10 protein-coding genes are annotated in these 12,883 nt (G+C 68.8%); 8 read left to right on the top strand and 2 right to left on the bottom strand.

Going from position 1 to position 12,883, the window contains the following annotated elements:
- Nucleotides 1-365 precede the first annotated feature (365 nt).
- Together TBU01S_RS24485 and TBU01S_RS10110 are read left to right on the top strand one after the other, a co-directional pair.
- Nucleotides 366-668, top strand: coding sequence for a hypothetical protein (locus tag TBU01S_RS24485; protein WP_068636519.1), 303 nt, complete (start codon nucleotides 366-368; stop codon nucleotides 666-668).
- Entirely contained in the window at nucleotides 661-1,425 is a 765-nt protein-coding gene (locus TBU01S_RS10110; RefSeq protein ID WP_157659123.1) for a hypothetical protein, read from the top strand. Before TBU01S_RS24485 ends, TBU01S_RS10110 begins: the two co-directional genes overlap by 8 nt.
- Here TBU01S_RS10110 and TBU01S_RS10105 read toward each other — a convergent pair.
- Nucleotides 1,400-2,560, bottom strand: a complete 1,161-nt coding sequence (locus TBU01S_RS10105) for a helix-turn-helix transcriptional regulator (RefSeq protein ID WP_068636517.1) — start codon at nucleotides 2,558-2,560, stop codon at nucleotides 1,400-1,402. The genes TBU01S_RS10110 and TBU01S_RS10105 overlap by 26 nt on opposite strands.
- 555 nt (nucleotides 2,561-3,115) lie before the next feature.
- Here TBU01S_RS10105 and npdG point away from each other — a divergent pair.
- From npdG to TBU01S_RS10080, 5 genes are all read left to right on the top strand, one after another.
- Nucleotides 3,116-3,787, top strand: coding sequence for an NADPH-dependent F420 reductase (gene npdG / locus TBU01S_RS10100; protein WP_068636516.1), 672 nt, complete (start codon nucleotides 3,116-3,118; stop codon nucleotides 3,785-3,787).
- 52 nt (nucleotides 3,788-3,839) lie between these two features.
- Entirely contained in the window at nucleotides 3,840-4,514 is a 675-nt protein-coding gene (gene cofC / locus TBU01S_RS10095; RefSeq protein ID WP_068636515.1) for a 2-phospho-L-lactate guanylyltransferase, read from the top strand.
- Nucleotides 4,460-6,856: a 5-amino-6-(D-ribitylamino)uracil--L-tyrosine 4-hydroxyphenyl transferase CofH gene (cofH, locus tag TBU01S_RS10090; RefSeq protein ID WP_068636514.1), complete on the top strand. Its 2,397-nt coding sequence runs from the start codon at nucleotides 4,460-4,462 to the stop codon at nucleotides 6,854-6,856. The genes cofC and cofH overlap by 55 nt, the downstream gene beginning before the upstream one ends.
- Nucleotides 6,857-7,109: 253 nt before the next feature.
- Nucleotides 7,110-8,102 (top strand): WD40/YVTN/BNR-like repeat-containing protein, encoded by a 993-nt coding sequence (locus TBU01S_RS10085; protein ID WP_068636513.1) that lies wholly within the window; start codon nucleotides 7,110-7,112, stop codon nucleotides 8,100-8,102.
- Complete coding sequence (locus TBU01S_RS10080) at nucleotides 8,099-10,561, top strand: efflux RND transporter permease subunit (RefSeq protein WP_068636512.1); 2,463 nt, start codon at nucleotides 8,099-8,101, stop codon at nucleotides 10,559-10,561. Before TBU01S_RS10085 ends, TBU01S_RS10080 begins: the two co-directional genes overlap by 4 nt.
- 78 nt (nucleotides 10,562-10,639) lie before the next feature.
- On the opposite strand, the gene TBU01S_RS10075 is transcribed toward TBU01S_RS10080, so the two are convergent.
- Nucleotides 10,640-11,371 carry a TetR/AcrR family transcriptional regulator gene (locus TBU01S_RS10075; protein WP_083953550.1) on the bottom strand — a complete coding sequence of 244 codons (732 nt, stop codon included), beginning with the start codon at nucleotides 11,369-11,371 and terminating at the stop codon, nucleotides 10,640-10,642.
- 286 nt (nucleotides 11,372-11,657) lie between these two features.
- Between TBU01S_RS10075 and TBU01S_RS10070 the strand changes: the two genes are divergently transcribed.
- Nucleotides 11,658-12,866 (top strand): acetyl-CoA C-acetyltransferase, encoded by a 1,209-nt coding sequence (locus TBU01S_RS10070; protein WP_068636511.1) that lies wholly within the window; start codon nucleotides 11,658-11,660, stop codon nucleotides 12,864-12,866.
- Nucleotides 12,867-12,883 lie beyond the last annotated feature (17 nt).

Here is a 12,883-nt window from a genome sequence, read left to right as displayed (position 1 = left end):
ATCGCCAAGGGGGGTGTGGGCGACCAGAAGACGGTTCATGGCCGTGGCTCCCGTATCGATCCATGAGAAGCGATAACGGTAACATATGAGAGATATATAGTAAAAGATTACGGGCATACTCCGGGCGGGTCGGCTTGCACCCGGAATATGCTGCCTATCGAGAATGGGGCCTCGAATGACGCGATGCTTGCGGGGAAATCGGCGGGCGGCGAAACCGCCCATGCCCGTCACGAGGTGATCGGCCAAAGGCCCGGCACCATCGTCAGGCGCAACGACACGCAGGCCGAACCGCCTCAGGGTTCATTCGATGAAGGCAGCCAGCGCAGCACGCAGCGCGGCTTCATCTGCACGAGAGCACCGCGCCCTTGCTCGATGTGCCGTGGATTCTGGACATCGACACGACGATCAAGCCGCTGTACGGCAAGCAGGAAGGCGCGGTGGTGTCGTACAACCCGAAGAAGCCGGGCCGGCCTTCGCACAGTTACCACACCTACCTGATGGCCGGGCTGCGCCTGGCGATGGGGGTCGAGGTCAAAGCGGGCAGCGCGCACTCGGGCAGTCACACCTTGCCCGGCTTGCTCAGCCTCCTCGATGAACTGCCCGCCCATCGAAGGCACGAAGATGGTGCGTGGCGATTGCGGCTTCGGCTCGGACGGCATCATGCGTGAGCTCGAAGCGCGCGCCCAGCCCTACCTGTTCAAGCTGCGTCTGTCGAAGAACGTCAAACGCCACATCGAGCGTCTGTTCCGAGGCTCGGGCTGGTGTGATGCGGGCCAGGGCTGGGAAGGGATCGACAGTCGGCTTGCACTCAGCGGCTGGGAAGACACGCGCCGCGTGGTCGTACTGCGTCGCCCCTTGCAGGGCGAGCTGCTCGTCATCCAGGAGGAGGATGGCGGGCAGCAGTTGCTGGGCTTCATCGAGGCCAAGCGCAAGGACGGCAAGCGCATCACCGGCTACGAGTATGCCGTGCTGGTCACCAACCTGGCGCATGAAGTCCTCTCGCTCGGCCAGCTCTACCGCGACCGGGCGGGCGAGTTCCCATGCGGGTCAGACCACGATCATGCTCACCGGCCAACATGCCTATTTCGGCAAGGCCCGAGAGGTGCTCATGCGCGTATCCAGCCAGCTTCAGGGGTGCTTGAGAGAGACTGCGGAGCGGTTGGGCTCCGGATCGGTCTGGATACGCTGCTGCGAGCACCTCAAGCGCACCCTCGCAGCCAACGGAGCGCCCCAAGCACTCCGTTGGCTGACCTGTCATGCCGGTGGCGTGGGGTAAATGAGGTTTTTAGGATCATGCCGGAGGTGGTCCCGCCTCCGCCTTCCGGTGCCGGAATCCGGCCAGGCCGCCCCGCGCCGATCCGCATGCGGGCCCTACGGCAGCGAAAACCCCGGTGGCCGCTCAGGCCAGCGGCGCCACCCCGTTGAGCAGCAGCCGCACCAGTTCGGTCTGCCGCGTGACGCCGGTCTTGGCAAAGACGCCGCGCAACTGGCAGCGGGCGGTATTGCGGCTGATGCCCAGTTGCTCGGAAGCCTCTTCCACCGTCAGGCCTTCCAGCAGCTTCAGCACGATCATCGACTCGGCCGGCGTGAATCCGTACAGCCGCTTGAGGGTGTTCTGGGATGCCTGCAGCTTCTGCTCGGCGTCGCGGATGATGACGACGACCGCCGGCCGATCGGAAGACTCCGACCATTCCGTGGGCGGTGCCGCCCTCACCACGATCCCCAGGTTCGGGCGGCCGGACGGGCGCGTCAGCGACATGCCCGAAACCACCTGCGGCCCGGGCGGCAGTTCGCCCTTGATCGCATCCTCGATCAGGCGCCGCAGTTCCCTGCCTTCATGGCCGAGCGAGGCCTGCAGGACGCCATTGGTCACGCCGAGTCCGTCGCGGTCGGCGAGGATCTGCGCCGCGGCCCTGTTCGTATGCTGGATCCGGCCCGTCTTGTCGAGGATCACCGCACCGACCGACAGGCGCTCCAGCGTGCCCGCGTAGAGCGAGCGCTCGGCCTCGGCCACGTCGATGAGGCTGCGCAGCTTCACCGCGCTCTTGATGTGCGGCAGCAGCAGTTGGCAGATCGCGCGCTCCCGGGTGCCGAAGTTGCCGCTACGGGCGGCGCGGCTCACGCGGAAGCGGCAGCTCACCTCGCCGTCGCCGCCGATGTCCGCGCCCAGGTAATGGCGCACGCCCAGCGGCAGCAGGAACTCCTGGTAGATCGCGCTGCGCAGCCAGTCCTCTTCCCTGACGATTTCCTCGACCGTGACGACACGATCGACGGGCAGGTTGACGAAGGGGTCCACCGCGTAGAAGAAGGTGTTGTACATCTCCGCGATCGCCGGCCTGGCTTCGCCGGCAAACACTACCTGCCAGGAATGTTCCGGCGACGGCAGCCGCAGGATCATCGTCACGTAGTTCGCGTCCAGCAATTCGTGCAGGCGATTGAGAAAGGCGGTCCATGGGACCGGCTCCCGCGCCCCGGCATAGATCAGGGTGGTGAGTTGATCGTATTCGCCCACCTGCAGGCCGGACATCCGGAACAAGCCTTCCAATTCGGTATCGACCATGAGCACACCCCTGAAATCAGCCCCGTCCGCCCATGGCTCGACGAGCAGGCCACTCCCCGAAGACGGCCGAGCCGCCGCAGCCCCTGTCACAGCGCTGTCCGAGGATAAGCATCTTCACCACGCATTCCTTTGATCTGACTCAACCAGGAAAACGCAGCTCCATCCGGGCCCGCCGGGCCCCTGTCCCGGCCGGGGCAGCCCTTCGGCAGGCCGAGGGCCGACGGTGCGACCCTGCGCTTCCCCGACACATTGCCAAAGAAGCGCAGGCCGGCGGCGCGGCGAAGGCGGCAGAGTCCCGCTGAGCACGTCTTTTGGCCGCAATCGATACCAAGGCCACGGCGCAGCTGCGCATTCTTCCTCTCCCAGCCTGCCGCGCGGCGGCCGCACCGGTCGCCACCAACGCTGTCCGCATTTGACACACCCCATCACCCAATCAAGCGATGCCGCCGCTCCGGGCCGGGCATAAGGTGCGATCGAGGCCTGAGGCAAAGCGCTACGGATCCATCGCCGGCGCCGCGATCCGGCCGCATCTGAATCCACGGAGCAAGACACATCATGGAAAACACGATCGCCGTCCTCGGCGGCACCGGCAAGCTCGGTGCCGCCCTCGCCCGCCGCTGGGCAAAAGCCGGCAGGCAAGTGATCATCGGCTCGCGCACCGCTGGCAAGGCCGCCGAAGCGGCCGCGCGCCTCGGCGCCGGGCTGGGCACGACGATCCGCGCCGCAACCAATCTCGAGGCGGCGCGCGCTGCCGGCATCGTCGTCGTCACCGTACCCTTCGCCTCCCAGCAAGGCATCCTCGAGGAAATCCGCCCGGTCGTCGCCGGCAAGATCGTCATCGATACCACGGTCCCGCTCGTGCCGCCGAAAGTCATGCGGGTGCAACTGCCGCCCGAGGGCTGTGCCGCGCTGCGCGCCCGCGCGCTGCTGGGCGAGGACGTGCGTCTGGTTTCCGCATTCCACAACGTCGCCGCCCACAAGCTCGCCACCGACGAGACCGTGGACTGCGACGTGCTGGTGTTCGGCGACGACAGGCAGGCCCGCGCAGTCGCCGTGGAGCTGGCGAACCGTGCCGGGCTGCGCGGCCTGCATGCGGGCGGGCTGGCCAGTTCGGCGGCAGCGGAGGCGCTGACCTCGGTGCTGATCTTCCTGAACAAGACTTACCGGGTCGACGGCGCGGGCATCCGGATCACCGGCCAGCTCGACATCGGCGCCGCGGCAGAGTGAGCATGCTGCCCCGGGCCAGCTTCACCGCGCTGCCGCGCCCGGGAGCCGGATCATGAGCTGCTGGGCCCTGCTCGCGCTCAAGCCGCCGCATCTGGGCAAGACCCGGCTCGCCGGCACCCTGTCCGGCACGCAGCGGACGCAACTGGTGCGGGCGATGTTCGAGCGCGTGCTCGATGCGCTCGGAGCCGCCGGCGAGATCGACCGGGTGGCGGTGGTCACGCCCGACCCCGGGATCGTCCCGCACGGCGTGATCACGCTCGCCGATCCGGGCGGCGGCCTCAACCACGCGCTCGACGCCGGACGCCGCCAGGCGATGGCGCAGGGCGCGGACGAGATCCTCATCCTCCACGCCGACCTGCCGTCGCTGCGCGCCGACGAGGTGGACACCTTCGTGCGGCACAGCCGTCCGGCCGGCCTGGGCTTCGCCCCGGACCGCCACGGCAGCGGCACCAACGCGATCTTCCTGTCCCCGCCGGGCGGCTTCGGCTTCCATTTCGGCGCGGCCAGCTTCGAACGGCATCTGCACGAAGCGCGCGCCCGCGCCCGGGAGCACACCGTCATCACGCTGCCGGGCTTCGCCGTGGACATCGACGAACCGGCCGACCTGCAGCACTTCTCCGGCCCGCGGGCCGGCCTGCTCGAGCCCTTCCTCCCGCACTGGAACATGACCCGATGGACGACACGCCCGCAGCATTTCTCGCCCTCGCACGCAGCGGAGCACGGCTGAGCGATGCACAGCTCCGTTCCATTGCCGCCGGCGCCCCCGCCGATGCGCTGCTGGCCTGCGCCCGGGCGCTGACCCTCGAAGGCCACGGCCGCCTGGTCGGCCACTCGCGCAAGGTCTTCATCCCGGTCACCCGCCTGTGCCGCAACGTCTGCGGCTACTGCACCTTCGCAGCCTCGCCCCGGGCCGTGCCGAGCGCCTTCCTGAGCCGCGAGGAAGTGCTGCAGATCGCCCGCGCCGGCGCTGCCGCCGGCTGCCGCGAGGCCCTGTTCACGCTCGGCGAAAAGCCCGAACTGCGCTACCGCGCCGCCCGCGATGCGCTGCAGGCGCTCGGCCACGCCAGCACCATCGACTACGTCGCCGAACTGGCCGAATGCGTGTTCCGGGAAGCCGGCCTGCTGCCGCACGTCAATGCCGGCAACCTGAGCGCGGCCGAAATCGCCCGGCTGCGCCCGCACGCCGCGTCGATGGGCATCATGCTCGAGACCGCGGCGAGCCGCCTCGGCGAGCGCGGCCAGGCACACTGGAACTGCCCCGACAAAGCCCCCGACGCACGCCTGGCGACTCTCGCCGCGGCCGGCGAAGCCGGCGTGGCGATGACCAGCGGCATCCTGATCGGCATCGGCGAGACGCCCATGGAACGGGTCGAAGCGCTGCTCGCGCTGCGCGCGCTGCACGAGGATCACGGCAATCTGCAGGAAATCATCGTGCAGAACTTCCGCGCCAAGCCACGCACACCGATGGCCCGCGCCGCCGAGCCCACGCTGGCCGAGCACGCCCGGGCGATCGCGATGGCCCGCCTGGTGTTCGGCGCCCGCATGTCGATCCAGGCGCCGCCAAACCTGCGCGCGGGTGAACTTCAGGCCCTGCTCGATGCCGGCGTGAACGACTGGGGCGGCATCTCCCCCGTCACCATCGACCACGTCAACCCGGAGGCGGCCTGGCCGGAACTCGAACGCCTGGCGATCGAGACGGCCGCCTGCGAACGCCGGCTGGTCGAGCGCCTGGCGCTCGCCCCCGCCTTCGCGCGCGAAGCCGGACGCTGGACCGCAGGCGATATCCGCCAGGCCGTGCTGCGCGGTGTCGACGCCGACGGCTGGGTGCGCGAGGGCCGCTGGCTTGCCGGCGCCGGCATGAAGCCCGACGGCGATCACGCGCCGCTGGTGCCCGCCGCCGCGAATGTACGTGCCAGCGCGGAAATCGCCGCCATCCTCGCCCGCGCCGAAGCCGGCCGCACTCCCGGCGAGGAAGAGATCGCCAGGCTGTTCTCCGCCCGGGGCGCGGATTTCGCCGCCATCGTGCACGCCGCCGACGCGCTGCGCCGCCGGCTCGCCGGAGACAGCGTGTCCTACGTCCGCAACTGCAACCTCAACTACACCAACATCTGCCTGCACCGCTGCGGCTTCTGCGCGTTCGCCAAGAGCCATGCCGCCAGCACGCTGCGCGGTCCGGCCTACCTGCTCGATGCCGCCGAGGTGGCCCGCCGGGCGCACGAAGCCTGGTCGCAGGGCGCCCGCGAAATCTGCATGCAGGGCGGCATCCACCCGGACTACGACGGCAATACCTACCTGGCACTGGTGCGTGCGGTCAGGAACGCGGCGCCGGACATGCACATCCACGCCTTCTCGCCGCTCGAGATCCTCCATGGCGCACGCACGCTGGGCCTGTCCGTCACCGACTACGTCCTGCGCCTGCGCGACGCCGGGCTCGGCTCGCTGCCCGGCACCGCGGCTGAGATCCTCGACGACGAAGTGCGCGCCATCCTCTGTCCGGACAAGCTGAACACCGCCGAGTGGCTCGAGGTCATGCGCTCGGCGCACCGGGCCGGCATCCGCAGCACGGCGACGATCATGTTCGGCCACGTCGACACGCCTCGCCACTGGGCGCGGCACCTGCTGCGCATCCGCAGCCTGCAGGCCGAAACCGGGGGCTTCACGGAATTCGTCCCGCTGCCTTTCGTGCACATGGAGTCGCCATGCTGGCACAAGGGCCAGGCGCGCACCGGACCGACCCTGCGCGAAGCGATCCTGATGCATGCCGTGCCTCGCCTGGTGTTCGGCGAGTTGATCGCGAACATCCAGACATCCTGGGTCAAGATGGGGCGCGAAGGCGCGGCCCTGTGCCTGCGCGCCGGCGCCAACGATCTCGGCGGCACGCTGATGTACGAATCGATCACCCGTGCCGCCGGCGGCGCCAACGGCCAGCGCATGGACGACGAGGACATGCGCTCGATCGCCGCCGCTGCCGGCCGCCCGCTGCACCTGCGCACGACCCTCTACCAGCCGGCCGCCGGGGAGCCCGGCCCCGCGCAGGCAACGGCGGCACTTACCGCCGCCGGTTGCTGACGGCGGCGGACATGGACGCTGCCAGCCTCCGCCCATCCGACGCGGTCGCCGCCCCCTGGCGCGACGGCCGGCGCGGCCACCCCGGGGGCGACCGCGCCCGGCGCACGGATCGGCCCTGATCCGCGGCTTGCGCTCGCAAGCAGGTTGCGGCAATAACCCTTTTGGACGATGTTCCTGTCCACCATGCGCCAATAATGGGCACACCCTGCCGCCCCCGTGCGGACGGCATCCGGAACAACAAAGGAGACGCTCCATGCTCGCCCCCGTAGGCATGGCCATGGCACTGATCGTCGCAGCTGCCAGCATTTATTCTTTTTCACCCCGGCACGTGCCGCCGCTGCAGGAGACCCGCATCCCGGTCGATCGCATGCAGCTCACCACCATCGAGCGCAGCAAGGCGGGCATCGTCACCGCCGGCGAAATCGGCTCGATCCTGGTATCGGCGGACGAAGGCCGGAGCTGGCATCAGGCCAGGCTGTCGCAGGACAGGCAGGCGCTGATCACGCGCATCGTCTTCGCCGACGAGATTCACGGCCTGGCGCTGGGACATGAAGGCTGGATCCTGCGCACCGAGGACGGCGGCCTGAACTGGCAGGAAACCCATTTCACCGAGTCCAACGGCGAACCGCTGATGTCGGCGCGCCGGCTTCCCACCGGCGACTGGCTGGCCATCGGCGCCTTCGGCCAGGTGCTGCGCTCGACCGACGACGGCCGCAGCTGGTCGCCGGACACGCTTCCCGACCTGAGCGACTGGCACCTGAACGACATCGCCTCGTCGGCCGACGGCCGCCACTGGCTGATCGTCGGCGAGGCCGGCACCGTGCTGCGCTCGGACGATGGCGGCGGCAACTGGGAGATCGTTCCGCCCTTCTACAACGGCTCGCTGTATGGCGCGGCCCACCTCGGCGGCAAACGCTGGGTGGCCTACGGCATGCGCGGCAACGTCTTCACCAGCGCCGACGGCGGCGATTCCTGGCAGGCCGCGAGGATTCCTGCGCCGGTCTCGATCTACGGCCACGCCCTGCTTCCCGGCGGTGAACTGCTGCTCGTCGGCCAGGGCGGCATGGTGCTGTCGAGCAAGGACGGCGGCCGGCATTTCGACATCGCCAATCGCGAAGGCCGCGCCAGCCTGACCGACATCGCCCTTGCCCGCGACGGCCGCTGGCTACTGTCGAGCGACGGCGGCCTGCAGGTTCGCACGCCCTCTCCCGCCCCACGGAACACGCAAGACGGAGCCACCGAATGAGCCACGCCCACACCCCCTCCCGGACGGACGCCTTCGTCGCCGTCATGGCCCGCATGCTGATCCGGTGGCGCAAGCCGCTCGGCCTGTTCTTCATGCTGTTGACGCTGGGCCTCGGCTATTCGGCGCTCAACACCCGCCTCGACCCCGGCTTCAACAAACTGATTCCGCTCAAGCACGAGTACATGGCGGCTTTCCTGGAGCACTCGGGCACGTTCTCCGGCGCCAACCGCATCCTGGTCAGCGTGCAATGGAAGGGCGAAGGCGACATCTACAACGCCGATTTCCTGCCGGTGCTGCGCAAGGTCAATGACGAGATATTCTTCACTCCAGGCGTCAACCGCGGCAGCGTGCGCTCGATCTTCACGCCCAACGTGCGCTACATCGAAGTCACCGAGGAAGGCTTCAACGGCGACGTCGTGATCCCCGCCCGCTTCGAGGCCACCGACGAGGGCCTGAACCAGGTGCGCACCAACGTCGCCAAGTCGGGCGTGGTCGGCCGCCTGGTCGCCAACGACCTCAAGTCGGCGCTGGTACAGGCCGATCTGCTCGAAGTCAGCCCGGACACCGGCGAGAAGCTCGACTACGCCGAAGTCGCTCGCAAGCTCGAAGCGATCCGCACCCAGTTCGCCGACGACAGGATCGACATCCAGATCGTCGGCTTCGCCAAGGTCATGGGCGACGTCATGGAGGGCTTGTTCACGGTGGTGATGTTCTTCGCCATCGCCTTCGTCATCACCTCGCTGCTGCTGTGGCTGTACTCGCGCTCGCTCAAGCTCACCGTGCTCGCCATCGCCGTGGCGCTGCTGCCGGTGATCTGGCTGCTGGGCATCCTGCCGCTGATCGGCTACGGCATCGACCCGATGTCGGTGCTGGTGCCCTTCCTGATCTTCTCGATCGGCGTCTCCCACGCGGTGCAGATGACCAACGCCTGGAAGCAGGACGTGCTCGCCGGCGAAACCGCGATGGAAGCGGCCGAGGGCGCGTTCCGCAAGCTCGCGGTGCCCGGCATCATGGCACTGCTCGCCAATGCCCTGGGCTTTCTCGTCATCATGGTCATCGACATCCCGATCGTGCATGAGCTGGGCCTCACCGCCTGCCTCGGTGTCGCACTGATGATCATGACCAACAAGATGTTCATGCCCATCATCCTGTCGCACCTGCACCTGGAGCGCATGGCGCTGGACCAGCCGGTGGACAACAAGGAGAAGCACCCGATGTGGTGGAAGGTGTCGGCCCTGTCCGAGCCGCGCCCGGCACTCGTCACCTTCGTCGTCATGCTGGCCCTGCTGGCCACCGCCACCTGGTACTCGCGCCAGCTGCAGACCGGCGACATCGGCAGCGGCGTCCCCGAACTGCACGCCGATTCCCGCTACAACCGGGACAACGACGCAATCATCAGCAATTACTCGATCGGCATGGACGTGCTGTCGGTCTACGTCGAGACCGAGAACCTCGAGGAAGCCTGCCTGAACTGGGAAGTCATGAACGCGGTGGAACGTTTCGACCTGCGCATGCGCGGCGTCGACGGCGTGCAGTCGGTCAGCACCGTGGCCAGCATGGCCAAGCTGTACGCCGCCGGCAACAACGAGGCCAATCCGCGCTGGGCAGCGCTGCAGCGTACCGAAGCGGCGCTGCGCACCGGCGGCCGCGCCGCCAACCCCGAGAACGGCCTCAACTCGCACGGCTGCAAGACGATCCACCTGTCGGTGTACCTGACCGACCACCAGGGCCCGACGCTCAAGCACGTCGTCGACGAAGTCCGCAAGTTCATCGCCGAGGACAAGACGCCGAACGCCACCTTCCGCCTCGCAGGCGGCAACGCGGGCGTGGCGATCGCCACCAACGAGGCGGTCGAGAAGGCCGAAGTGCAGATGCTGGCTTCGATCTTCGCCTCGATCTCGCTGCTGTGCTGGCTGACCTTCCGCTCCTGGCGCGCGGTGCTGTGCGTGATCGTGCCGCTGATGCTGGTGACCATCATGTGCAACGCGCTGATGGCGCTGCTGGGCATCGGCCTCAAGGTCGCCACGCTGCCGGTGATCGCGCTCGGCGTCGGCGTCGGCGTGGATTACGGCATCTACATCTACGAGCGCCTGCAGCACGAGATGGCCGAGCGCGGCTATGGCCTGCGCGAGGCCTTCTACGAAGCGATGCGCCAGCGCGGCACCGCCGCCGTGTTCACCGCGGTGACGATGTCGATCGGCGTCGGCACCTGGGCCTTCTCGGCGCTGAAGTTCCAGGCCGACATGGGCATCCTGCTGGCCTTCATGTTCCTGGTGAACGTGCTCGGCGCGATCTTCCTGCTGCCCGCCCTGGCGTGCTGGCTGGGCGTGGGCCGCGAGACACCCGCGGGCAAGGCCCGGGCGCCGGCCACCACCACGGCCTCCGCCACCGCCGATTCCCACACCTCGGTGCCGCGCACCGCCGAACCCGCCGTGGCGGCACAGCCCCTGCGCTCCTGAGGCCCCGGCCTCCCCATCCCGCAAGGGCGCCGACGGCATGGTCGGCGCCCTTTTTCCTGCCGTCGCCGCCAACCGGGCTCAGCCCGGCGGGGCCTCCCCGCCGGAGTCGGCCATGGCCCGCGCGATGCGCACCAGCATCGGCACCAGCGAGGGCGAATCGAGCAGCTCCGGGCGCTCCTCGACGAGGGTCGCCAGCAGGATGCGCATGCCGCGCACCAGCATGAAGGCGGCGAGCCCGGTGTCCGGCTCGCCGACCGCGTCGGCGTGCTGCCGCAACAGGCGCTCCATGTTCGCCACGAGCTGCTCGGAGCTGCAGTCGCCGCGCCCCAGCCCCTGCGCCCGGCCGAACTGCATGTGCCGCGCATAGCGCCGGTAAAAATCCTTGCCGAGTGACAGCAGCCGGATCTCCGTGCTCACCGTGCGGCGAAACAGCGCCTGCAGCAGTTCGTCCAGCGACTGGCGGTGCAGGCGGAAGAGTTCCGGCGAGGCCGCGACGGACGCCTCGTCCATGATGCGCTTGCTGATCTCGATCAGGATCGCCTCCTTGTTGGGGAAGTATTGGTAAACCGCCCCGACCGATACTCCGGCGCGCGCAGCCACGTTGCGCGTGGTGACGGCATCGACGCCCTGCGTGCGCAGAATCTCGCCGGCGGCGTCGAGGATCGCCTCCACGGTGAACCGGGCACGCGCCTGCGAAGGCACGGCACGCCGGGCGGCGCCGGCCCCGCCCGCCGGGGCCGCGGGCCCGCGGGGTGCGCGCACGGTGCGATCCTTGCCGGACCCGGCATGCGCGCCGTTCTTTTCCCTCATGCCTCCTCCTTGCCGCCGGCACCGTCTACCCGGCACGGGCAAAACGCTTCACGGCACATTTGTTCGGATTTTTGCATTGCAAAAAACATCATGCTTTTCAAACAATTACGCATACTAACCGAAGCATGTTCGGTTTACTGCTCATATTTCCGCGCGAGCCTGGCGCTTGCCCTAGGATTGGCCTGAGCATTCCGCCTGCAGGATCGCGGACACTGCCTCGTGGCACGTACCCCGCATGCGCCGGCAGGCGCGTTCTACCGATCTCCGCATTCATCAAAGGACAGTCATGACGGACGTCTTCATCTACGATCACGTGCGCACCCCCCGTGGCAAGGGCAGGGCCGACGGCGCACTGAGCGAAATCACCCCGGTACAACTGGCCGCGCAGATGCTGCAGGCCGTGCGCGACCGCAACCGGCTCGACAGCACGCTGGTCGAGGACGTGCTGCTCGGCTGCGTGGTGCCGGTGGGCGAACAGGGCGGCAACATCGCCCGCGTCGCCGCGCTGGTGGCCGGCTTCGACCACGGCGTGCCCGGCATGCAGGTGAACCGCTACTGCGGCTCGGGCCTGGAGGCGGTCAACTTCGCCGCCGCCAAGGTCGCCTCCGGCCAGGTCGACATGGCGATCGGCGGCGGCGTCGAGAGCATGTCGCGGGTGCCGATGGGCAGCGACGGCGGCGCGATGGCGCTCGACCCGCAGGTGGCCTTCAAGATGTACTTCACCATGCAGGGCGTCAGCGCCGACCTGCTCGCCACGCTGCACGGCTTCACCCGCGAGCAGTGCGACGCCTACGCGGTGGAGAGCCAGCGCCGCGCCGCGCGGGCCTGGGCCGAGGGCCGCTTCGACCGCTCGGTGGTGCCGGTCAGGGACGTGCTCGGCCTGCCGGTGCTGGCGCAGGACGAGGCGATCCGCCCCGACACCACGCTGGCATCGCTCGCCGCGCTCAAGCCTTCCTTCCTCGACATGGGCACGCAGTACGGCTTCGACGGCGTCGCGCTGCTGAAGTACCCGCAGCTCGAAGCCATCCACCACATGCACCACGCCGGCAACAGCTCGGGCATCGTCGACGGCGCCGCCGCGGTGCTGGTGGGCAACGCCGAGGCCGGCGCGCGCGCGGGGCTGAAGCCGCGCGCGCGCATCCGTTCGGTTGCCACCGTCGGCTCCGAGCCGACGCTGATGCTCGACGCGCCGAGCTTCGCCGCGCAGAAGGCGCTGAAGAAGGCCGGCATGAACGCCGCCGACATCGGCCTGTGGGAGCTGAACGAAGCCTTCTCGTCGGTCGTGCTGTGCCTGATGGAGCGCCTCGACGTGGCGCACGAGCGCATCAACGTCAACGGCGGCGCCATCGCCATGGGCCATCCGCTTGGCGCCACCGGCGCCATGATCCTCGGCACCCTGCTCGACGAGATGGAACGCCGCCAGGTCGGCACCGGCCTGGTCACGCTGTGCGAGGCCGCCGGCATGGGCACCGCCACCATCATCGAGCTCGTCTGAGCGCCACCGGAATACCT

It is taken from the genome of Thauera butanivorans NBRC 103042, assembly GCF_001591165.1.
Classification (GTDB): domain Bacteria; phylum Pseudomonadota; class Gammaproteobacteria; order Burkholderiales; family Rhodocyclaceae; genus Thauera; species Thauera butanivorans.
The sequence above is the reverse complement of the archived record's forward strand: the minus strand, read 5'-3'. Positions and strand labels throughout refer to the sequence as shown.

What these genes read in the sequence shown, in the direction of transcription:
- TBU01S_RS10110 (WP_157659123.1), top strand. Translation starts at nt 661, where the DNA reads ATGCGTGAGCTCGAAGCGCGCGCCCAGCCCTACCTGTTCAAGCTGCGT.
- TBU01S_RS10105 (WP_068636517.1), bottom strand. Translation starts at nt 2,560, where the DNA reads ATGGTCGATACCGAATTGGAAGGCTTGTTCCGGATGTCCGGCCTGCAG.
- npdG (WP_068636516.1), top strand. Translation starts at nt 3,116, where the DNA reads ATGGAAAACACGATCGCCGTCCTCGGCGGCACCGGCAAGCTCGGTGCC.
- cofC (WP_068636515.1), top strand. Translation starts at nt 3,840, where the DNA reads ATGAGCTGCTGGGCCCTGCTCGCGCTCAAGCCGCCGCATCTGGGCAAG.
- cofH (WP_068636514.1), top strand. Translation starts at nt 4,460, where the DNA reads ATGGACGACACGCCCGCAGCATTTCTCGCCCTCGCACGCAGCGGAGCA.
- TBU01S_RS10085 (WP_068636513.1), top strand. Translation starts at nt 7,110, where the DNA reads ATGCTCGCCCCCGTAGGCATGGCCATGGCACTGATCGTCGCAGCTGCC.
- TBU01S_RS10080 (WP_068636512.1), top strand. Translation starts at nt 8,099, where the DNA reads ATGAGCCACGCCCACACCCCCTCCCGGACGGACGCCTTCGTCGCCGTC.
- TBU01S_RS10075 (WP_083953550.1), bottom strand. Translation starts at nt 11,371, where the DNA reads ATGAGGGAAAAGAACGGCGCGCATGCCGGGTCCGGCAAGGATCGCACC.
- TBU01S_RS10070 (WP_068636511.1), top strand. Translation starts at nt 11,658, where the DNA reads ATGACGGACGTCTTCATCTACGATCACGTGCGCACCCCCCGTGGCAAG.